The 21,368-nt window shown below is 65.7% G+C and carries 20 protein-coding genes; 5 read left to right on the plus strand and 15 right to left on the minus strand.

The features are described 5' to 3' along the window. Nucleotides 1-85: 85 nt before the first annotated feature. Nucleotides 86-1,939, minus strand: coding sequence for an ABCB family ABC transporter ATP-binding protein/permease (locus tag ACFW0B_RS02340; RefSeq protein WP_449146347.1), 1,854 nt, complete (start codon nt 1,937-1,939; stop codon nt 86-88). Nucleotides 1,940-2,062: 123 nt separating this feature from the next. After that, nucleotides 2,063-2,500: an Lrp/AsnC family transcriptional regulator gene (locus tag ACFW0B_RS02345; RefSeq protein WP_449146348.1), complete on the minus strand. Its 438-nt coding sequence runs from the start codon at nt 2,498-2,500 to the stop codon at nt 2,063-2,065. Nucleotides 2,501-2,631: 131 nt separating this feature from the next. Between ACFW0B_RS02345 and ACFW0B_RS02350 the strand changes: the two genes are divergently transcribed. Further along, nucleotides 2,632-3,531, plus strand: a complete 900-nt coding sequence (locus tag ACFW0B_RS02350; protein WP_449146349.1) for a DMT family transporter — start codon at nt 2,632-2,634, stop codon at nt 3,529-3,531. A 95-nt stretch (nt 3,532-3,626) separates the two neighbouring features. Here the strand turns inward: ACFW0B_RS02350 and ACFW0B_RS02355 are convergent, their stop codons facing one another. The 3 genes from ACFW0B_RS02355 to ACFW0B_RS02365 all read right to left on the minus strand — a co-directional run bounded on the left by ACFW0B_RS02355 (nt 3,627) and on the right by ACFW0B_RS02365 (nt 5,290). Further along, nucleotides 3,627-3,878, minus strand: coding sequence for a hypothetical protein (locus tag ACFW0B_RS02355; RefSeq protein WP_449146350.1), 252 nt, complete (start codon nt 3,876-3,878; stop codon nt 3,627-3,629). Next, nucleotides 3,856-4,560, minus strand: coding sequence for a YebC/PmpR family DNA-binding transcriptional regulator (locus tag ACFW0B_RS02360; protein ID WP_449146351.1), 705 nt, complete (start codon nt 4,558-4,560; stop codon nt 3,856-3,858). Before ACFW0B_RS02360 ends, ACFW0B_RS02355 begins: the two co-directional genes overlap by 23 nt. 253 nt (nt 4,561-4,813) lie before the next feature. Beyond that, complete coding sequence (locus tag ACFW0B_RS02365; protein ID WP_449146352.1) at nt 4,814-5,290, minus strand: YbhB/YbcL family Raf kinase inhibitor-like protein; 477 nt, start codon at nt 5,288-5,290, stop codon at nt 4,814-4,816. 206 nt (nt 5,291-5,496) lie between these two features. Here ACFW0B_RS02365 and ACFW0B_RS02370 point away from each other — a divergent pair, with 206 nt between their 5' ends. The 3 genes from ACFW0B_RS02370 to ACFW0B_RS02380 all read left to right on the plus strand — a co-directional run bounded on the left by ACFW0B_RS02370 (nt 5,497) and on the right by ACFW0B_RS02380 (nt 9,351). Next, nucleotides 5,497-6,246, plus strand: a complete 750-nt coding sequence (locus ACFW0B_RS02370) for a TIGR01458 family HAD-type hydrolase (RefSeq protein WP_449146353.1) — start codon at nt 5,497-5,499, stop codon at nt 6,244-6,246. A gap of 139 nt (nt 6,247-6,385) precedes the next feature. Next, nucleotides 6,386-8,149, plus strand: coding sequence for a diguanylate cyclase (locus ACFW0B_RS02375; RefSeq protein WP_449146354.1), 1,764 nt, complete (start codon nt 6,386-6,388; stop codon nt 8,147-8,149). A 350-nt stretch (nt 8,150-8,499) separates the two neighbouring features. After that, complete coding sequence (locus tag ACFW0B_RS02380; protein WP_449146355.1) at nt 8,500-9,351, plus strand: CAP domain-containing protein; 852 nt, start codon at nt 8,500-8,502, stop codon at nt 9,349-9,351. A 22-nt stretch (nt 9,352-9,373) separates the two neighbouring features. Here the strand turns inward: ACFW0B_RS02380 and ACFW0B_RS02385 are convergent, their stop codons facing one another. The 3 genes from ACFW0B_RS02385 to ACFW0B_RS02395 all read right to left on the minus strand — a co-directional run bounded on the left by ACFW0B_RS02385 (nt 9,374) and on the right by ACFW0B_RS02395 (nt 13,421). After that, nucleotides 9,374-11,140: an alkaline phosphatase D family protein gene (locus ACFW0B_RS02385; RefSeq protein ID WP_449146356.1), complete on the minus strand. Its 1,767-nt coding sequence runs from the start codon at nt 11,138-11,140 to the stop codon at nt 9,374-9,376. Nucleotides 11,141-11,513: 373 nt separating this feature from the next. Further along, entirely contained in the window at nt 11,514-12,350 is an 837-nt protein-coding gene (locus ACFW0B_RS02390) for a bifunctional allantoicase/(S)-ureidoglycine aminohydrolase (RefSeq protein ID WP_449146357.1), read from the minus strand. Between the two features lie 186 nt (nt 12,351-12,536). Further along, complete coding sequence (locus ACFW0B_RS02395; protein ID WP_449146358.1) at nt 12,537-13,421, minus strand: LysR family transcriptional regulator; 885 nt, start codon at nt 13,419-13,421, stop codon at nt 12,537-12,539. Between the two features lie 127 nt (nt 13,422-13,548). Here ACFW0B_RS02395 and ACFW0B_RS02400 point away from each other — a divergent pair, with 127 nt between their 5' ends. Further along, nucleotides 13,549-14,403 (plus strand): AraC family transcriptional regulator, encoded by an 855-nt coding sequence (locus ACFW0B_RS02400; RefSeq protein ID WP_449146359.1) that lies wholly within the window; start codon nt 13,549-13,551, stop codon nt 14,401-14,403. Nucleotides 14,404-14,442: 39 nt separating this feature from the next. Here ACFW0B_RS02400 and ACFW0B_RS02405 read toward each other — a convergent pair whose 3' ends face one another. From ACFW0B_RS02405 to ACFW0B_RS02435, 7 genes are all read right to left on the minus strand, one after another. Continuing rightward, nucleotides 14,443-14,946, minus strand: a complete 504-nt coding sequence (locus ACFW0B_RS02405; RefSeq protein WP_449146360.1) for a YkgB family protein — start codon at nt 14,944-14,946, stop codon at nt 14,443-14,445. Between the two features lie 416 nt (nt 14,947-15,362). Next, nucleotides 15,363-15,593, minus strand: a complete 231-nt coding sequence (locus ACFW0B_RS02410) for a hypothetical protein (protein WP_449146361.1) — start codon at nt 15,591-15,593, stop codon at nt 15,363-15,365. A gap of 148 nt (nt 15,594-15,741) precedes the next feature. After that, nucleotides 15,742-16,938 (minus strand): MFS transporter, encoded by a 1,197-nt coding sequence (locus ACFW0B_RS02415; protein ID WP_449146362.1) that lies wholly within the window; start codon nt 16,936-16,938, stop codon nt 15,742-15,744. A gap of 74 nt (nt 16,939-17,012) precedes the next feature. Next, nucleotides 17,013-18,053: a heme-dependent oxidative N-demethylase family protein gene (locus tag ACFW0B_RS02420; protein WP_449146363.1), complete on the minus strand. Its 1,041-nt coding sequence runs from the start codon at nt 18,051-18,053 to the stop codon at nt 17,013-17,015. 16 nt (nt 18,054-18,069) lie between these two features. Further along, the gene (locus tag ACFW0B_RS02425; protein ID WP_449146364.1) at nt 18,070-19,038 is read right to left on the minus strand and encodes a PDR/VanB family oxidoreductase; all 969 of its coding nucleotides are present in this window, start codon (nt 19,036-19,038) and stop codon (nt 18,070-18,072) included. Beyond that, nucleotides 19,035-19,640, minus strand: coding sequence for a dimethylamine monooxygenase subunit DmmA family protein (locus ACFW0B_RS02430; RefSeq protein ID WP_449146365.1), 606 nt, complete (start codon nt 19,638-19,640; stop codon nt 19,035-19,037). The genes ACFW0B_RS02425 and ACFW0B_RS02430 overlap by 4 nt, the downstream gene beginning before the upstream one ends. 177 nt (nt 19,641-19,817) lie before the next feature. Next, the gene (locus ACFW0B_RS02435) at nt 19,818-21,242 is read right to left on the minus strand and encodes a gamma-aminobutyraldehyde dehydrogenase (RefSeq protein ID WP_449146366.1); all 1,425 of its coding nucleotides are present in this window, start codon (nt 21,240-21,242) and stop codon (nt 19,818-19,820) included. Nucleotides 21,243-21,368: the final 126 nt, after the last annotated feature.

Genomic DNA, 21,368 nt, shown 5'->3' on the forward strand with positions numbered 1-21,368 from the left:
GACGAAAGTTAATATATTAACGCAGGCCAGGGGCGTGGAATCGCCCATTGCACCGGGATGATGTCCAGCCCCTTCACTTCCCCAGTCAGCTCTGGGGCGAGCCTGCCATCTCGGGTTCCTGCTGCTGGAGTAGCCACATCTGCGCGTAGGTGCCGCCGGCTTCGAGCAATTCGCGGTGGGTGCCTTTTTCGAGCACGCGGCCGGCGTCGAGCACGAGGATCTGGTCGGCGTCCATCACGGTGGACAGGCGATGGGCGATGACCAGGGTGGTGCGGCCGACCTGGATGCGGTCCAGGGCAGTCTGGATGGCCTTCTCCGACTTGGAGTCCAGCGCCGAGGTGGCTTCGTCGAAGATCAGGATGGCCGGGTTCTTCAGCAGGGCGCGGGCGATGGCCACGCGCTGCTTCTCGCCGCCGGAGAGTTTGAGGCCGCGCTCGCCAACCTGGGTTTCGTAGCCATCGGGCAGGCGCAGGATGAAGTCGTGGATATGCGCGGCGCGGGCGGCGGCTTCCACCTCCTCGCGGCTGGCCTCGGGGCGGCCGTAGCTGATGTTGTAGTAGATGGTGTCGTTGAACAGCACGGTGTCCTGGGGAACGATGCCGATGGCGCTGCGCACTGAATTCTGGGTCAGCTCGCGCAGGTCCTTGCCGTCGATGCGGATGTGCCCGGCGTCGACGTCGTAGAAGCGGTAGAGCAGGCGGGCGAGGGTGGATTTGCCCGAGCCGGAATGGCCGACCACTGCCACCGTGCCCCCCGGGGGGATCTCGAAGTCCACGCCGTGGAGGATTTCCCGGCGCGGGTCATAGCCGAAGTGCACGTTTTCGAAGCGCACGCGCGGGCGGCTGGTCTGCAGCGCGATGGCGCCGGGAGCGTCCTGTACGTCCTGGCGTTCGTCCAGCAGGCCGAACAGCCGCTCCATGTTGGTCAGCGCCTGTTTCACCTCGCGGTACATCATCCCCAGCATGAACAGCGGCGCGGAGAGTTGCAGCAGGTAGGTGTTCACCAGCACCAGGTCGCCGATGGTCAGCTCGCCGGCCACCACGCCGGCAGCCGCGCGCCACATCATCGCGGTGACGCCGATGGCGACGATGGCGGTCTGGCCCAGGTTCAGCAGCGCCAGGGACTTGGTGGCCTTGACCCGCGCGTTCTCCAGGAAGCGCAGGTTCTCGTCGTAGCGCGCCGCCTCGTGGGCTTCGTTGTTGAAGTACTTCACCGTCTCGTAGTTGAGCAGTGAGTCCACCGCGCGCTCGTTGGCGCGGGTGTCCGCTTCCACCGCCGCGCGGTAGTAGCGGGTACGCCATTCGGTAACGGCGAAGGTCCAGAGGCCGTAGGCCGCCAGGGTGCCGAGGGTGATGAAGGCGAAGCCCCAGTCATAGGCCCAGACCAGCACGATGGTGACCAGCAGCACCTCCAGTAGGGTCGGCACTATGGTGTAGAGGGTCCAGTCCAGGAGGTCGGAGATGGCGCTGCCGCCGCGCTCCACGTCCCGCGCGACACCGCCGGTGCGGCGGCCGAGGTGGAACTTCAGGCTCAACCCGTGCAGGTGCTGGAACACCTTCAAGGTGATCTGTCGTGAGGCGCGTGCCATCACGCGGGCGAATACCACCTGGCGCAGTTCGGTGAACAGGGTGACGCCGATGCGCGAAGCGCCATAGGCCAGCAGCAGGGCGACCGGCAGCACCAGCAGGCTGGGCTCGACGTTGAGCTGGTCGACGATCTGCTTGAGGGCAATGGGTACGTAGAGGTTGGCCAGCTTGGCCGCGACTATCAGCCCAAGGGCCAGGGCGATGCGGCCCACGTAGGGCCGCAAGTACGGCAGCAGGGTGGCGATCACCGCGGCATCGCCACGGGAGCCAGCCTTGCGCGCGATGGGCGCGGAGCCGTCGTTCTTGCTGTTGGCCGCGTCCTGCGGCGTGGGGTTGTTGTCCAGGGCTGCCATCGCCCACCTGCCTTCTGTTATCGGGATGGGGCGACCTTACTCCAGAGCCGGCTGCACCGCGACGTTTCCTGGCTGATACCGTTCATCGGCGCGGGTGATATCAGGGGCACGCAGGCCGGCTGCTCACGCCATCGGCGGCAGGCGGCGCTTCACCGGCGTCTTCTTGACGATGGCGGTGCTGGTTTCGGCATGGACGTTGATGCGGTCGAGCAGGGTGTCCAGTTGCTCCATGGAGCGTACGCACAGACGGGCGATGAAGCAGTCGTCGCCGGTCACCTTGTCGCATTCGGTGAACTCCGGAATGTCCTGGATCTTGCGTTCCACCACCTGCAGCTGGCCGGGCAGGGGGCGGATGCGGACGATGGCCTGGAATTGGTAGCCGAATGCCTTCGGGTCCACTTCCACCGTATAGCCGGTGAGCACGCCGCGCTCCTCCAGCTTGCGCAAGCGTTCCGCCACGCTGGGGGAGGAGAGGCCGCTGATCTGCGCCAGGGCCTTGAGGGAGCGGCGGGAGTCTTCCATCAGCGCGGAAATCAGCAACTGGTCGATATCGTCGGTCATGGCTGTCACGTTAGGTGAATGGATGAAAATGCCTTGATAGTAAAGGTAGTTGAGGTTGGTCGCCTTCGCTTTCGCATGGAATCGGCCTGATCTGGCTCGTCATACTGTGCCCCATGCAGAGGAGCCCAATCATGAACAAATCGATTCATCGCGGTTCGTTGGAAATGGTCGCCGCCATGCTCATCTCCGGCACCATCGGCTGGCTGGTGATGCTCTGCGGGCAATCGGTGCTGGACGTGGTGTTCTGGCGCTGCCTGTTCGGTGCGGCGACCCTCTTGGTCATCTGCGCTTTCATGGGCTTCCTGCGCCCCGGCATCCTGACCCGCACCACCTTCCTCCTGGCGGTACTCAGTGGCGTGGCCATCGTCGGCAACTGGGTGCTGCTGTTCGCCTCCTACTCGCGGGCGTCCATCTCCATCGGTACGGCGATCTACAACGTCCAGCCATTCATGCTGGTGGGGCTGGCGGCGCTGTTCCTCGGCGAGCGGATCACCGCGCGCAAGCTCGGCTGGCTGGCGGTGTCTTTTACCGGGATGCTGGCCATCGTCAGCGCCCACGGCGGGCAGGGCGAGGGCGGCAGCGACTACCTGGCGGGCATCGCCCTGGCGCTGGGGGCTGCGCTGCTCTATGCGATAGCCGCGTTGATCATCAAATGGCTGGGCGGGGTGCCGCCGCACCTGATCGCGCTGATCCAGGTCTGCACCGGTGTGCTGTTGCTGGCACCCATGGCCAATCTGTCGAGCCTGCCCCAGGGCAGCGAAACCTGGTCGATCCTGCTGACCCTTGGCGTGGTTCACACCGGCGTGATGTACGTGCTGCTCTATGGCGCGATCCAGAAACTGCCGACCGCGATGACCGGCGCGCTGTCGTTCATCTACCCGATCGCGGCGATCTTCGTCGACTGGTTCGCCTTCGGCCGGCAGCTTGAACTGCTGCAGTGGCTGGGTGTGGCGGCGATCCTCGTCGCGGCGCTGGGCATGCAGCAGGGCTGGGGCTTCAGCCTGCGCCGGGCGGTTCAGGCCCAATCGTAGGTTGGCGCCAAGCGAAGCGCGGCCCAGCGCATCGGCCCTGTTCCCGCATCGTTGGGCTTCGCCGTGCTCAGCCGCAACCTACGGGCGCGGTGCGCTCAATGCACTTCTTTCGAGGCCTGGCCGAACTGGCGGTCCGCCGTGCTCAGGCGTTCCAGCTCGCGGCGCACCATGTTGGCGAATGCCGACGGCTTGAGGTGGTAGAGCTCGGTGGCGACCCAGGCCAACCAGCGCGGGCCCATGGCCTCGCGCTGCGCCAGCAGGCGCAACGCTTCGGCAAGGGCCTGCTCGGCGTGTTCCTGGTGGAACTGCCGGCGGCTCCGGGGCTCAGTTGGCTTGCAGGCCGACATAGACGTTCTGCACGTCGTCGTGGTTGTCCAGGGCTTCGAGGAAGGCTTCCACTTCCTCCAGCTCGGCACCGGCCAGGCTGACCGGGTTCTTTGCCTTGTAGCCCAGGTTGGCCGACTGCACGGTGAAACCGAATTCCGGCAGGGCCTTGCACACGGCGTCCAGGTCGGTGGGGTCGGTGTAGAACAGGGTGGCGCCGTCTTCGGCGGCTTCGAAGTCCTGGGCGCCGGCTTCGATGGCAGCCAGTTCAGCGTCCGCGTCGGTGCTGGCCGGTTCGGCCTCGATCATGCCCAGGTGGTCGAAGTCCCAGGACACCGAGCCGGAGGTGCCCAGCTGGCCCTTGCGGAACAGCACGCGCACCTCGGCGACGGTGCGGTTCAGGTTATCGGTCAGGCACTCGACGATCACCGGCACGCGGTGCGGCGCGAAGCCTTCGTAGAGGGTGCGGTCGTAGTTGACCACTTCGCCGGAAAGACCCGCGCCTTTCTTGATGGCGCGCTCCAGGGTGTCCTTCGGCATGGAGGCTTTCCTGGCCTGATACACGGCCAGGCGCAGCTTGGGGTTCATGTCCGGATCGGCGCCGTTGCGCGCGGCGATCATGATCTCTTTCACCAGCTTGCCGAAGATCTTCCCTCGGGCGTTGGCGGCGGCTTCTTTAGGTTTGGCTTTCCACTGGGCGCCCATGTCGGCTTTCTCGCAGGTTCGGATTGGAGGTGGGCGCGGATTCTACTGGGGCCATGGGGGCGGCTGCCAGTTGGCTCGTCGGGACGCCTGACTGGAGGCGTTCGCAGGTTGGCGCGGGCGGCGCTCCGCGAGCGGAGCGAAACCCAACGCAGCAGCCTCGCCCTGCAGCGTTGGGCCTCGTTCCTCGGACCAACCTACGGGAGCTTCGCGAGTGAATTCGCCCCACAAGGCCTTATGGTGACGGCCGCCGAACCTAGCGATGCCGCTGGTAGCGGCCGATCAGCTCCGCCCGGGCGAGGATGTGTCCGTCCATCGAGTGGATCAGCATCGCCCTGGTGGGGCGGCGCATGTCGGGCAGCACCTTGTCCAGGGCGAACAGCCGGTGGAAGTAGCGGTGATTGCCGATCGGTGGGCAGGGGCCGCCGTATCCCGTGCGCTGCCAGTCGTTCAACCCTTGCAGGGTGCCCGGTGGCAGGGCGTTGTCCTGCACGCCTTCGGGCAGGATGCCGGCGGTGGGCGGCAGGTTGTAGAGCACCCAGTGGGTCCAGGTCATCTTCGGGGCGTCGGGGTCCGGAGCGTCCGGGTCTTCGACTATCAGCACCAGGCTGCGGGTGCCCGCCGGCGGTTCGGTCCAGATCAGCGGCGGCGAGAGGTTGCGGCCGTCGCAGGTGTGCAGGGCGGGAATCGTCTCGTTGTGGCTGAATGCGGTGGAGCCAAGTCGGAAGGTCATGGCCGTATCTCCCAGGTTGCCAGGTGGATTCAGCAGCCGACCGCAACGGCAACGGTCTCCGCCGCCGTCGCTACCCAAAAGCATAGTGAATCGTGCCGGGCGGACGGATGGGGCGGATAGGGCGGGAGCGGCTGCCTAGACTGTTCAGGCACGGATTCTCTGCTCGCCGGGACTCCGTCCCATCCACCTGAAGGTTCGACACGGTCATGCTGCAGGCGGTTCTGCTCGATATCAGTGGCGTGTTGCACGTGGACGCCCAGCCCCTACCGGGTGCGCTGCAAGCGGTGCGCCTGCTGCAGGAGCGGGGCGTGCCGTTGCGCCTGATCACCAATACCTCGCGCCAGGGCCGGGCGGCGCTTCATCGGCAATTGACGGCGATGGGCTTTGCCGTGGAGCCCGAGCAGATATTCACCGCGCCAAGGGCCGTGCTGCGGCATGTGCGGGAGCAGGGCCTGAGGCCGTATTGCCTGATCCATCCCGGTCTGGAGGAGGAGTTCGCCGACCTGCTGGACCTGCCTGATCCCGACGCTGTGGTACTCGGCGATGCGGAGCTGCGCTTCGACTATGCCCACCTGGACCGCGCCTTCCAGTTGCTGGTCGACGGCGCACCGCTGATCTGCATGGGCGACAACCGCTACTTCCGCAGCCAGGGCGCCCTGCACTTGGACGCCGGCCCTTTCGTGCGGGCGCTGGAATACGCGGCGGGAACCTCGGCGCTGGTGCTGGGCAAGCCTTCCGCCGCCTTCTTCGCCAGTGCGCTGGATGATCTGGGCAGCAGCGCGGCGTCCACCTTGATGATCGGCGACGATGTGGAGGCCGACATCCTGGGGGCCCAGCAGGCCGGACTGCCCGCCTGCCTGGTGCGCACGGGCAAGTACCGGGAGGGCGACGAGGCACGGGCGCCTTCGACCTGGGTAGCGGCGGATCTGGCAGAAGCGGTAAAACATTTCTGCTGAACCGGGGGCACATGGCAAATCCGCGCTAGGCCCGCTGTCGGGGCGATGTGACGTTAGATTGCCATTACGGATAGACTGCAATCCCCAAGAACGATCATCGCCAGGTGTCGTCCGAAGTCCTGGCACGACCGGAGTCCGCATGCAGCCGCTGTATTCTCTCAAGGCACCAGAGAGCGCCAACGACGAGCGATTCGATGGTCTGACCCGCCTGGCCCGGCGCCATTTCGGGGTCATGGCCGCGTTGCTGACGACCGGCGCCGGAGAGAGCCAGCAGGTCCGGACCTGTGATGGCCTGAGCCTGGGCAGCGCTTCCGGAATCTATCCCCTCGACCTTGCCTGGCGCCGCACCGACGCGGTGCTCGTGGTGCCCGATCTCCATCGCGATGAGCGCTTCCGCGATCACCACCTGGTGGCGTCGCCCGATGTGCGCTTTCTCGCCGCCTGCCCGCTGCTGGCTCCCGACGGGGCGATATTCGGCACCTTATGCCTGCTGCACGATCAACCCCTTGAGCTGGACCTGAACCAGCAGCAGGTGCTCCGCGAGCTGGCCGGGATTGCCTCCGGCCTGCTGGCGCGGGAACAGGCCGACGCCCATCTCGAGCGGGAGCTGGCGGTGCTGCGCATGAGCGAAGAACGCATGGCCCTGGCCATCGCCGGCAGCGGCACCGGCATCTGGGACCGCAATGCGGTCACTGGCGAAATCTACTATTCCAGCGGCTGGAAGGCCTTGCTGGGCTACGCCGATGACGAAGTGGGCAACCGCATCGAGGAAAGCTACACGCGCGTCCATCCGGCGGATCTGGACTACGTCAAGGCGACCATCCAGGCCCACTTCGAGCAACGCACCGAGTCGTACGAGGTCGAGCATCGCCTGCGCTGCAGGGACGGCAGTTACAAGTGGGTGTGCAGCCGCGGCAAGGTGGTCGAGCGGGATTCCGCCGGCAAGCCGCTGCGCATGATCGGTACGACCACCGACATCACCGCCATGCGTTCGATGTCTGAACAGGTGCAGCAGACCGCCGCGCTAATGACCGACCTGACCAACGAGATTCCGGGAATGGCCTTCCAGTATCGGCGCCTGGCGGACGGCCGATCCTGCTTTACCTATGTCAGTGCCGGGGTTCGGGAGATCTACGGCTTGACCCCGGAACAGCTGGCGACCAACGAGGAGGCGCTGCTGGGGATCATCCACCCGGACGACCTGGGCCGATACCGCGCGTCCTTCGATGAATCCGCCCGCACGCTGACCCGCTGGCACCTGGAATACCGGGTGCGGCTGCCTGGGCAAGGCGACTGCTGGCGGCAGGGCGATGCGCGTCCCCGCAAGCTAGAGGATGGCAGCCTGGTCTGGCACGGCTTCATCACCGATGTGACCGAGCGCAAGCAGATCGAAGCCGAGCTGCAGGTGTTCGCCACCACGGATTCCCTGACCCAGTTGTCCAACCGCCGGCACTTCATGCAGCAGCTCGGCGCCGAGCTGGCGCGGGTTCAGCGCATCGCGGGCCACCGCGCGACGATCCTGATGTTCGACCTGGACCACTTCAAGGCGATCAACGACCGCTGGGGGCATTCCGTGGGCGACCAGGCGCTGCGGCATTTCGCGGCAGTCCTCGCTTCGCAGCTGCGCAAGACCGACGCGGCAGGACGGATGGGGGGTGAGGAGTTCGCGGTGGTGCTGAGCGACGCCAGCATCGACCAGGCCGTGACCTTTGCCCGGCGCATCCAGAGCGAACTCGCCAATGCGCCCGTGCTGCTCGCCGATGCACGAATCCCGCTGGCCGTCAGCGTCGGCATCGCCGCCATCAATGCCTCGGATGTGAACACCGAAACCACGTTGTCGCGCAGCGACATGGCGCTGTACCGCGCCAAGCGGGGCGGTCGCAACCGAATCGAGTGCCATTGACGCAAGCGGGTCGGGCGAGTCCGTTTCCCCTCAGGTCACCGCATCCGGGCTGATGGCGTGTCCGACAAGCTGATTTCTGTGGGGGCGAATTCATTCGTGAAGGGCAACGCAGTTGCCCCCTGTGCCTCCCACGGGCAGCCCTTCGAGCTGCTTGGCGATTGAAATCGCCCCCACAAGGTTGAGCTTCAGCTGCGGTGGAGAACTGGAGCGTGGCAATGGGCAACAAGACCTTATCCAGGACATAAAAAGGGGTAAGAGCGCGACCCAAGCGCCGCCAATTGCCACGGAAAGTGCACAGGATGGGGCGGAATCGCGCATCATGGGCGCAGTCAGTTCGAGGGAGGTTTTTCATGGAGGTCATGTCATCCGTTCTGCGTCTTGCCGCGCTGTCGCTGGGAGTGGCTCTGGCCAGCAGCGCAGTGGCCAGTGAAGAGACGCAACTGGTGGAGTCCATCAATGCCTATCGCAGCCAGGCGCAGCCCTGCGCCGGCCAGGCTTCGATGGAGCTGCCTCCGCTCAAGCCCGACCCGCGCCTGATCCTGCCGGCTGGCAGCATCGGTGACCTGCAGCAGGCGCTGTCGCGCACGGCCTATCCGCTGGTCAACGTGCAGGCGGTCAACCTTTCCGGCCCGCGCGATGCGCAGGTGGCCATGAAGGCTCTGCAGGAAAGCTTCTGTCAGGTGGTGCTGGACCCGCAGTTCGTCGATATCGGTGTCAGCCGCGAGGGCGTTGACTGGCGCATCGTGCTGGCGCGGCCGCTGCTGGCCGGTGGCCTGGGCGACTGGCAGGTGGAAGGGCAGAAGTTGCTGGAGCAGATCAACACCGCCAGGACCCAGGCGCGCCAGTGCGGCTCGCAGTCCTTCTCCGCCGCGGGGCCCCTGACCTGGAACGCCACCCTCGCCGGCGCCGCCCAGGAACATACCCGCGCCATGGCCAACCAGAACTTCTTCGACCACAAGGACCGCGACGGCCGCACCCCCGGCGATCGCGCCGAACTGGCCGGCTACAGCGCCCAGCTGATCGGCGAGAACATCGCCGCCGGCCTGGACAGTGCCAGCAAGGTGGTGGAAGGCTGGTTGGCCAGCCCCGGCCATTGCGCCAACCTGATGAACCCGCAGTTCCGCGAGCTGGGCGCCGCCTACGCGGTGGACCCGAAAAGCGATGCGGGCATCTACTGGACGGCCATGTTCGGGGCGCAGTGAGCGCCCCGGATCTTTTCCCTGATCAGCCCAGACGCGCAGGCGGAACCGTCTGCAGGTGGTTGGAAAAGGCGGTTTCCGTCTCGCAACGCCAGGTTGCCCACAGCTTCGCCTCGTCGCTCCCCACATCCAGCTCCAATGCTAGCCAGTTGCGTGCCGGCATCACGTACTGGCTGTGCCCGGGGAACAGCATCATCTCCACGTTGTACTGCACGTCGATGGCTTGCGGCGTCCTGGCGCTGGCATTGAGCACACCCAGGAACAATCGCTCGGCCACGCCCATCAGGGACGGATGCACCACCGCCGATGAGGTGAACTGATGGATCTGCGCCCAGGTTTCACTGGCCGGCAGATCCCGTCGGTAGGCGGTACCCCAGGCGGCCACGTGGACGTCGCCGGACAGCAGTGACACCCGCAGGCGCTTCTGCCGCGCCGTTTCCGACAGCACCTCCAGCAAGCGTTTGCGTTCGCCTTCGTGGTCGTCGTGGGACCAGTGGTCCCGAAGGTCATCGGCGCTGCTGTCCAGCACATGGTCCTGGCCGACGTTGTCCAGCAGGCCTTCGGCCAGGCCCAGCTTGGGATGGGCGACGGGCACCGAGGACATGAACAGCAGGTGCTGGCAGCGAGTGCCGGGATGTTTGGGGGCGAGCGTGGTATCCAGCCTGCCCAGCCAGTCCTTGAGCTGCTTCCAGGTATACGCGCCGAGCACCTGGGTGCGCGAGCGTTCGGTGCGCAGGTCCGCGACCACCAGGGCCAGCGGGCCGGCCTGGAACACCGAGGTGAACCCGGGCTGGTTATCCAGCAAGGGCAGGGCGAGCGCGTCCTTCTTCAGTTGCGTGCTCCAGGCAATGGGCGCATGGATCGGGTCCTGCGAGGAGAATCCCGGCGGCGTGCCGTCCACCAGTTCCGGCAGGTCGTCCAGGGCATGCTGCATCTGGAATACCCAGAAGGCGCGGCGGGCGTGGCGGAAAAGCGTCTGGAACAGCGGCGAGCGCTGCATTTCCGCTGTGTAGGAGCCCCAGCCGTCGAAAATGTCGTGGTCGTCCCACATCATCACCGTGGGAATCCGCGCAAGGGCGTCGGCGGCATCGCGATTGGGTTCGCCCATCCCCCAGGGCCGGCGCTTCTCCGACAGCCAGCGCTGGCGATACAGGGTGAAGTAATAGGCTTCGATCTTGCGCTCCAGGGTGGTGGAGACGCTGAAATTCAGCTGCTCGGCGCGGGCGAGGGATACCCAGTGCTTGAGCTCGGGGATGTCTTCCCAGATGGAGTCGAAGTAGATCTGGTCGCCCCCCATCAGCAGCACATGGAAGCGTTGCAGACCCTTGTCGTGGATGCGCACCTCGTGCCACAGCTGCTCCTTGTCCAGCAGCGTCCTGCCGCGCAGCAGCCTGTCGTGGCTCACCAGCAGGTCTTCCCACACGGCATTGGCCGGACGCACCAGCCTGCGCATGCCGGAAGGGTCGGAAAAGCCATTGCAGGAGACATAGGCCATGCGTGGGGCGAAGTCCTTGCCCGGCACGGTGAAGTGCCATACCGGCCCGCCTTCGACACCGTATTCGACCCGGCGCTCATCCTTGCGCACCTTGCAGGAGAGGTCGTAGCGCAGGTAGCGCTCCTTCCGGATGACCAGCAGTTGTGTCGGCGCTGTACAGGCGCGGCCTTCCACCCGCAGCTTCGGCACCTCGGCGCCTTCCCGGATGCCGATGAGCGCCGTCACCTTCCAGGTACCGTCCTTGCCGACGCCGCGAAATGACAGCACCGGGCCGAGTAGAAAATCGTTGGCGGCCATTGGCTCAACCTCCTTGTTGTTGTGCTGGATTCCCTGACCCTGTGGCCAGGCCTGGCAGTGCGACCCATGGCGTGACCGGGCGGTTCCGCAACGCGGCGAGCAAGCCGACGAACGAGCGCGGCGCAGCTGGAAAACGTGAACTGGTTCCAGGTCTCGGCCCTTCGCACAAGGATGTTCGAGAGAGGAGGCGGGTAGCAGCCAGGGTGGAAGTCCCTTTTCACTTCCACCAGCGATGTTGTCGGCGAGCGCTGGTGGTGGATCGGTAAAGCGTGATCCACCCTTGCTAAAGCCGAGCCTGGAATCGGTGCGCACGGCGCACCCAGAAAGGCAGAAACGACAACGGGAGCCCTGGGGCTCCCGTTGAGGTGAATCATCAGTGCGGCTGGTTCAGGGTCAGGCGCATGTGACGGTTCACATCCTTGTACAGCAGGTAGCGGAAGCGGCCGGGGCCGCCCGAGTAGCAGGCCTGCGGGCAGAAGGCGCGCAGCCACATGAAGTCGCCGGCTTCCACTTCGACCCAGTCCTGGTTCAGGCGGTACACCGCCTTGCCTTCCAGCACGTACAGGCCGTGTTCCATCACGTGGGTTTCAGCGAAGGGAATCACGCCGCCCGGCTCGAAGTTCACGATGTTCACGTGCATGTCGTGGCGCATGTCGCTCATGTCCACGAAGCGGGTGGTGCTCCAGCGGCCTTCGGTATCCGGCATCACCAGCGGCTCGATGTCCTGCTCGTTGGTGACGAAGGCTTCCGGCAGCGGCACGCCGTCGACTTTCTGGTAGTGCTTGCGAATCCAGTGGAAGCGGGTGTGCTGGCCGGAGGTGTTGCGCACCTTGTAGTCGGCGCCCGGCGGAATGAAGGCGTAGCCACCCGGCTGCATGTTGTGCACCTGGCCCTGCAGGGTCAGGCTCAGTTCGCCTTCCACCACGAACAGCACGGCTTCGGCGTTCGGGTCTTGCTCAGGCTTGTCGCTGCCGCCGTTGGGGGCGAGTTCGACGATGTACTGGGAGAAGGTTTCGGCGAAACCGGACAGCGGGCGGGCGATGACCCACATGCGCATGTTGTCCCAGAAGGGCAGGTGGCTGGTGACGATGTCACGCATCACGCCCTTGGGGATCACGGCATAGGCTTCGGTGAACATCGCGCGATCGGTGAGCAGCTCGGTCTGTGCCGGGTGCCCGCCGTGCGGCGCGTAATAGCTGGATTTGGCCATGGGGGATTTCCTCATTGTTGTCTTGCTGCCTGACGCGCGGCGCCAGGCCGAACAATTCGTGCAGATCGGTGCGCCACCGGGGGCGCTGGCCGTCGCTGGAAACCACGATATCCAGCGATGAGTTCATGCACAAATTAAATGTTGGAATCCGCCGTATTCAGTTTTCAAATGTGAAATCGCGGCCGCTCAGCCCCGTGTGTCCTGGGCCAGCACCCGCGATAGCACGCGAGCGAGCTCCTTCACCATCGGGTCCGCTGCCGGGCGGTGCAGCAGCGCCACCTCGAACACATCCACCGACGGCAGGCCGGCGTTCTTCGGCACCACGGCGTGGCCCGCCGTCACCGCGCGCAGCGGCAGCAGTCCGATGCCCATGCCGTCGGCGATGGCTGACTGGATACCGGAGAGGCTCGAACTGGTGAAGCTGATGTGCCAGCGCCGGCCCACGGCTTCCAGGGCGGCGATCATCTCGTCGCGGTACACCCCGCGCGGCGGGAAGGTGACGATGGGCAGCGGGTCGAGGTCGATGCAGGGGTTTTGCGCGCTGTCCACCCAGCGGGTCTTTTCCGGCCAGCAGGCCACCGCCTCGCGGCTGTTCTGGCGCTGCTTGAGCAGTACCAGGTCCAGCTCGCCGCGGTCGTAGCTGGCGGAAAGGTCGCGGCTGAGGCCGCTGGTGACCTCCAGCTTGACCTGCGGGTAGCGCCGGTTGAAGGCTGCCAGCTGCTCGGTGGTGCGTCCGCTGGCGAAGTCATCCGGCACGCCGATGCGTACTGTCAGCGCCACGGTGGCGCCGGAGAGCGCCTCGACCATCTCGTCGTTCAGCGCCAGCAGGCGCCGCGCATAGCCCAGCAGCGTCTCGCCGGCATCGGTGGGCAACACGTCGCGGTTGCCGCGCTCCAGCAGGCGATGCCCGGCCATTTCCTCCAGGCGGCGGATTTTCTGGCTGATGGTGGATTGGGTCGAATGCAGGCGCGTCGCGGCGGTGGTGAAGCTGCCGCAGTCGGCCACCGTGACGATGGCCCGCAACAGGTCCAGGTCGAACAGGCGACTATTCGATTTTTCACTTTCGCTCATGGTGGCATCTGTTTCATGAATGGCGTTCCCGCTTTTAGCAGGTCCCCCCGGCTCCGGCAACGCGCCCATGGTGCCGGGGTGGCCGGTGCTATGCTTGCGCTTCTTTCTGGCCGGCCGTGGGGGGCCTATGGACCGTCTGTCCACCTTGCTCGCGCAGTTCGGCGTGCGCGCCAGGATGTTCTACAGCGGCAGGCTGTGCGGCACGGCCAGCTACGGTGACGCGGACCAGTGCGGCCATATCCACCTGTTGCAGGCGGGCCATCTGCGGCTGCGTGGTGCCAAGGGCAGCGACCTTGCGCTGGAGCGGCCGAGCCTGATCTTCCTGCCTCGCCCCAGCCACCACCAACTGTTGTCCGAATCGCCCGAGGGGGCTCGGCTGCTCTGCGCCTCCATGGCCTTCGATGGGGGCGTCGGCAACCCGCTCGCCGCTTCGCTGCCCGATCTGCTGGTGCTGCCCCTCGACGAGCTGCCGCAACTGGCCGAGACCCTGGATTGGCTGTTCCGTGAGGCGGCGGGCGGGCATTGCGGCCGGGAAGCGGTGCTGGACCGGCTGTTCGAACTGCTGATCATCCTGCTGCTGCGTCATCTGCTGGACCACCAGGCGCTGAACAGCGGGATGATGGCCGGGTTGGCCGATCCACGTCTTTCCCGGTCCCTGGTGCGGATGCACGAAACGCCCCGGCACCCCTGGTCGGTGGCGGAGCTGGCAGGCGAATCCAATATGTCGCGCACCGCCTATGCAGAGCATTTCCGCGCGGTGGTCGGCCAGACGCCGGCGGAGTATCTGTTGAGCTGGCGGATCAGCCTGGTGCAGAAGCGCCTGCGGGAGGGCCGCCCGATTGCGCTGATCGCCGACGAGGTGGGCTACGAAAGCCCTTCCGCCCTGGCCCGGGCCTTTCGCCGCAAGACCGGTTGCAGCCCGCGGGGCTGGCTGAAATCCGTGGAGGAGGCCGGCCGGCTGATGGACGAGGAAAGGGCCTGAACGCCTGCTGGCGTCCAGGCCCTTCCTGCCGGTGGCGTTTCAGTGGTTTTCCAGGCGGAGCAGGGAGTGGCCGGCGATGAAGATCGAGGCGGCGAGCAGACCCAGGTCCTTCAGCAGGAACTGACCGGGCGCCACGCTGATGGCGGGGAAGCCGAGGCTGGGCTCGAACGCGCCGGGGGTGGAGAGCATGAAGCTCAGCGTGGTGACGAACAACCCGGCGGACAGCGCGCCGCCCACCAGGGACAGCTTCGGCGACAACAGCCGGCCGGCTATCAGCAGGCCGATGGAGACCTCCAGGACGCCAAGCAGGCTGGAGAAGTCCCGCACGCTGAAGAGTTCATAGACCCAGCCCAGCAGCGGGCTGTTGCTCACCAGCGGCACCAGGCCCTCGGCTTCGTACTGGGTGAACTTCATGCCGCCGAACCAGAAGTAGATGACGGCGAGGGCGAAGTAGAGGCTGTAGATGCCCACGGCGGTGATCCGGGTGCCGGCTGACGGCTTGGCTGCGGCGTTGTCGTTGCGGGTGATGGTTGTGGCGATCATGGTTGTGCTTCCCGTGTTCTGGCAAAGGGGCGCCCGGCTGATGGGGCTGTGTTCAGGCTGTGTGCGATCTGCGTGGTGACGAGCGGGTCGTCGCGTTGCACCCCTCACGCCGGGGGCTCAGTCCATCCACTGCTTGCTGCCGATAAGTCATCTCCTCCGCTGCCGCGCGTTGTGCGTCGTGTTGGGGAGAGTGTCGCCATCCGCGCCGTTGCCCTGGATTCCGCACGTACGGAGTTCGCTGCAGATCGTTCAGATCTGCCGGCAACCTGGTGTTGGCGCGAGTGCGGGAATCCCTGGCGGGCGCAATTGGGGCGCTGCCATGAGCGAATGGAACGGCGAATGGCCGGGAGGAGGGCGGGAAGCCGAGGAGGCTGGTGCCCACCGATATCAGCGGGCGGGGTGGCGCCTGAGGCGGCTCAGAAGTCGCGGTTTTCGTCCCAGGGGTCGTGGCTTTCGCGCCGCCTGGCGCCTTGCCGGCGGTCCTGCTCGAAGCGGATGGTCTGGCGGCGATCGCCGGACTTGCGGCGGTCATTGCCGCTACGGGTATCGATCCTGAACACCGCCTTGCTCTTGGGCGGGGTGGAATCGCCACTGGATTCCAGGGGTTCCAGGCTGAACTCGATATCCGGAAGGTCGTCGTTGTTCATTGCATCGCTCCCCTGGGCTGGACAATGAACTGAGGGTAGACGGGAGAAATTTGCCGGGAACGCGGGGATGGAATGAGCGGACGAATGGGGGTACCGATGGGCAGGTGATGGGGTGCCAGGCACCCCATCACCGGCAAGACCTGGCCGGTCAGGCCATCGCCAGGTTCAGCGGCGCACGCTCCCGGCGAATGCTCGCCAGCGGAGGGATTACCAGCAGCAGGGTCAGCACCACGGTCACTGCGATGCCCCAGGCCGCAAGGCTGAGTCCGCCCAGCGAGATCAGGCCACCGGAAATCGCCGGACCCACGGCAAGGCCGAGGCTGAGGAAGCTGCTCGCCGCCGCCACGATACGGCCTTCGCGGTCCAGTGCCGCCGCCAGCCCGGTCAGGTAGCTCAGGGCATAGAAGTAGGTGATGCAGATGGTCATCACGCCCATGGTGTACATGGTCTTCGAATGCTCGCCGAGCACGTAGCACAGGCTGGTCGCACCGGTCGCCAGGATCGCCAGGATCACCGGGGTGCTGAGGCCAAAGCGCTTGCCGATCATCGCCGCCAGCAGCGGGCCTATCAGGCCGACGAAGGACTGGAACGACAGCAGCACACCCAGCTCTTCACCGCTGTAGCCGACCATGGTGCCGATGCGCTCGACGAAGGCCCAGCCCATGGTGTCGCGGGCCTGGAACACGAACATCGCCAGCATCATGCAGATGGCCGGCAGGCTCAGCAGGACATTGCCCGAGCCGCCCTTGGCTGCGACGGTGGATTCGACCACCGGCGCATGCTGTTCCATGACGGGAATCGCCAGCAGCATCACCGCCATGGTGGCCGCCATCGCGTAGTACAGCCCGGCCAGGCCGTGCGCCGCCATGACCTTGGCGTAGCCGAGCATCACCACGATCATCAGCACCACCGAGAGGACGTTCATGTGCCCGGCGATGCGGTCCGGGTGCTTCGCACTGGCGACGCAGGCGTTGCCGCAGGCCAGTGCCAGGCCCGCGCCGATGCCGGCCACGCAGCGCACGGCGCCCAGGGCGTAGAGGTCGGTCATGTGCGCACTGACCAGGTTGGCGATGACCGCCAGCAGGGTGCCGCCCAGCGCCAGGGTGCGACGCGGAGCGCGGCCCATGAAGGGCGACACCAGCAGGGAGGCGAGCATGGTGAAGCCGAACTCGGCCGACATCAGCAATCCGGCCTGGGCTTCGTTGAGTTTGAGGTCGTTGATGATCGCGCTGATCAGAAACGGTAGCGCCCAGAGTCCGAGCAGACCCACGCCATAGGCGGCGGCCGCTGCGGAAAACACCAGACTCCAGCTTTCGGGCAAGACATTGCGTATTGTTTTTTTCATCGGGGTTATCCCTGGTTGGCAAGCACGGCGATACAAAAAGGCGCGCCAGTATGGCGCGCCCACGGTTTGGAAACTTATTGCTGGAGGCTCTCGTCGACGGGCGTACCGTCGTCGTACTGCGACAGCCAGGTGACCATGGCATCGCGGTAGCGGGTGAAGCCCTTGTAGTCCACCAGTTCCTGGTCAAGGTCGCGGATCACCCGGTGCATGCGCTTGGCCCATTGCGGTGCGGCCTCGGCCAGTTGCCGGAGGCTGACCAGGTAGGTGCGCACCGGGAACAGCACAGCGTTGCTGCGCGGCAGGCGGTGCAGCGGTTGCAGCTCGATACGCAGGTTGACCAGGTCGCCGGCGTTCTCCGGGGTGACGATGGTGCGGTCCGGTGCCCAGTCCGGCAGGGTCTCGGCGGAGGTTTCCAGGCGCGGATTCACGGTGATCGACCAGTTGGTGCGGCGTACCGGGTGGCCCGGACGCAGGCGCAGCAGGAACTTCAGTGCGCGCTGCAGGATGCCCATTTCGTGCAGCTTCGGCACCGGACCATGGAACTCCATGAAGCTCATGCCCAGATTGAAGCGCAGCGAATAGTCGGCGCGCTGGGTGGCCATGCCGGCGCCCATTACCAGGGTGTCGTCACGCTCTTCGAGCAGGATGAACTCGCCCTGGGCCTGACGGGTGATGTACTCCATCGGCTCCATCGGCAGGGTGCTGGCGTCGCCGAAGGTGAAGGTCTGGTCGATCTGCAGCGGACGGTTGATCCAGTGCCACTGGCTGCCGTTCTTCTCCAGGGTGAAGTGCTCGGGGAAGTCCCGCGAGTACGACTCCATCAGCAGCTCCAGCAGGTCCCACTGGGCTTCCATCATGTGCGGCAGCGCGGCGTAGTGCACGCCCGGCTGGGCGGCGAGGGTTTGCGCACGGTGGTGGCACTCGGAGATGTAGTGCTCGTCGATGTCGAACTGGGCACGCAGCGCGCCCTGGCCGAAGGGGACATGAGGCTCGACGTTCATCGAGTACATGTACTGGTCTTCCGGGTACGGGAAGGGCAGGCGCAGGATGGCCTCACGGCTGTTGCTGTAGGTGTAGTCGTCGGAATAGGTTTCGATCGGCTTGAAAACGGTCATCGCTGTTGTTCTCGTCTCAGAGGTCTACGACCAGGCGGCTGCAGTTGGCTCGGGATACGCACGGCATGAACTTGCGCTTGCTCAGCTTGTCCTCTTCGCTGAGCCAGTCATCGCGGTGGTCCAGTTCGCCGTCGACTTCCAGTACTTCGGCTTCGCAGTAACCGCAGGCACCGCCGCGGCACAGGTAAGGCAGCTTGTAGCCGGCCTGTTCGGCGGCTTCGAGCATCGACTGGTCCGGCGGCACCTCGATGGTCACGCCCTGGCGGGCCAGGGTGACGCTGAACGGCTGGCCGGTGGAGCCCTGCTCGACGAAGCGCTCGTAGTGGATGTGGCTGTCGGTCCAGCCCAGGGCGTGGGCGCTGGCGACGGTGTCGTCGATCATGCCGTCCGGGCCGCAGACGTAGACGTGGCTGCCCAGCGGACGCTCGGCGAGGATCTGGCGGATATTCATCCGCGCGCCCTGGCCGTCCACGTAGAGGTGCACGCGGTCGCCGTAGCGGGCCTTGAGCTCGTGGCCCAGGGCGGCGTGGTCCGGACCGCGCACGGCCAGGTGCAGCTCGAAGTCGGCCTGCTTGATGTGCAGTTCTTCCATCTGCGAGTACACCGGAGTGATACCCACGCCGCCGGCGATGAACACGTGCTGGCGAGCATGCTTGGCCAGCGGGAAGAGGTTCGCCGGCTGGAGGATCTGCAGCACTGCGCCTTCGCTCACGCGGTCATGCAGGTAGCGCGAGCCGCCACGGCCGTCTTCGACGCGACGCACGGCGATCTGGTAGGCGCTGGAATCGTAGGGCGAGCCCATCAGCGAATAGGCGTTGCGATGGGTCTTGTCGCCATCTTCCATCACCACGACCACATGGCTGCCGCCGGAGAACGCGGGCAGGTGCTTGCCGTCCAGGGCCACCAGGGTGAAACGCTTGATTTCCGGAGTGAGGGTCTCGATGCGTGCAACCCGCACGCTGAGGGTTCCGTTGTGAGTGTTCATGTATCCAGCTCCTCGGCAGGTGGCAGTTCGCCCGGGACTTCACCGTCGGCCTTGATGCCCTGGAAGGCGGCCAGGCGGCGGGAATAGTGGTCGCGCACAACCAGGTTCAGCTGGCAGCCGGGGCAGGTGAATACGCGATGGGTGACGTTCTCGGTGTAGGTGTCGCAGTGCGCACACCAGACGCGGCGAACCAGAGTGCCGCTGTGCTCGCGCAGCACTTCGTCGCGGTTCAGGTCCACCGCGTTGGCGACCTGCATGGCGGTGCCGATGAAGCTTTCCGAACCGCTCAGGTACAGGCGGGTGCCCATGTGGGCGGTTTCCAGCAGCTGGCGCAGGCCGTCGATCAGCGCGCGGTTGCTGTCGAACACCTGCAGGTTGCCGACTTCCAGCTGGCGCAGCTCGTCCAGGCGGTTGTGTCCGGAGAAGGATTCGGTGGAGTAGAGCAGGGTGCTGGCCTGGCGCTGGGCCGGGGTCATCTCCCCGATCAGGCGCAGCATGGCCGCACCGCCGCTGCCCTGGCCGACGACGAAGTGGCGCAGGCCACCCGCCATCGGTTGCAGGCGGTCATAGACCGGACGGCTCTTGATGCCGGTGATAAGCATGGTGACACCTCACTGGAAGATGGCAGGAGAGAAAGCAGGACTCATGCCATATTACCTATTGTTTTATATGTATTAACGTAAAGGCCTGGAGAGGCAGTGTTGCATTGGGTCGGATGAACGCTGGTGTCGGGGTGAGTGCTCCTCAATGGTGCGCTCACCCCGGCATGACGCCCGCTATCAGTGCTTGAACATCACATGACGTACGCAGGTGTAGTCTTCCAGGCCGTACATGGACATGTCCTTGCCATAACCCGACTGCTTCATGCCGCCGTGAGGCATTTCGCTGACCAGCATGAAGTGGGTATTGACCCAGGTGCAGCCGTATTGCAGGCGCGAGGCCAGGCGACTGGCGCGGCCAACGTCCGAGGTCCAGACCGAGGAGGCCAGGCCGTAGTCGGAGTCGTTGGCGAACGCCAGGGCCTGGGCTTCGTCCTTGAACGGGGTGACGCTGACCACCGGGCCGAAGACCTCGCGCTGGACGATCTCGTCGTCCTGGCGAGCGTCGGCCAGTACGGTCGGCTCGAAGAAGTAGCCGGGGCCGGGCACGCGCTTGCCGCCGGTGATCACGCGGATGTGCGGCAGCGCCTTGGCGCGCTCGACGAAGCCTTCCACGCGCTCCAGGTGATCGCGGGTGATCAGCGGGCCGAGTTCGGTTTGCGGGTCGTCCTGCAGGCCGTAGCGGATGCTGCCCACGGCTTCGCCCAGTTTCTGCACGAATTGCTCATAGACGCTCTCCTGCACATACAGGCGGCAGGCGGCAGTGCAGTCCTGCCCGGCGTTGTAGAAGCCGAAGGCGCGGATGCCTTCCACGGCGGCGTCGATATCGGCGTCTTCGAAGATCAGTACCGGGGCCTTGCCACCCAGTTCCATGTGGGTGCGCTTCACGCCGCTGGCGGTGTTGGCGACGATGCGCGCGCCGGTAGCGACCGAGCCGGTCAGCGACACCATGCGGACCTTCGGGTGAGTGACCAGGGGCTCGCCGACGCTGGGGCCCTTGCCGAAGAGGATGTTGACCACGCCGGCGGGGAAGATCTCATTGATGATTCCGGCCAGCTTCAAGGCGGTCAGCGGGGTCTGCTCGGAGGGCTTGAGCACCACGGTGTTGCCGGCGGCCAGGGCCGGCGCGAGCTTCCAGGCGACCATCATCAGCGGATAGTTCCACGGCGCGATGGAGGCGACCACGCCCAGAGGGTCGCGGCGGATCATCGAGGTATGGCCGGGCAGGTACTCGCCGGCGGCGGAACCGCTCATGCAGCGACAGGCTCCGGCGAAGTAGCGGAACACATCGGCAATCGCGGGAATTTCGTCGTTCAGTGCGGCGTGGAACGGCTTGCCGCAGTTCTGCGATTCGAGGGAGGCGAAGGTTTCGGCCTCAACCTCGATGCGCTCGGCCAGAACCAGCAACAGTTCGGCGCGTTCTTTCGGCGAGGTTTGCGACCAGGCGTCGAACGCACGGTCGGCGGCCTTTACGGCGGCGTCCACCTGGGCGCTGCTGGCCTCGTTGATGTTGACCAGCACTTCGCCCAGGGAGGGGTTGTACACGGCGTGGCTTGCGCCTTCACCGGCGACCAGCTGGCCGTCGATCAGGAGGTTCGTTTGCATGGCGGGTCCCTATGAGGGTGTTGTCGTTGTGGTTCAGGCCTTAAACATATGAAAACATATCTTAATGTTTGAAGGTTGCCAACCGTTCTGGCGATAATCGGTCGCCAGCGTGATTTCCGCGCCTGG

The organism is Metapseudomonas phytobenefica, assembly GCF_043392685.1.
GTDB lineage: Bacteria > Pseudomonadota > Gammaproteobacteria > Pseudomonadales > Pseudomonadaceae > Metapseudomonas.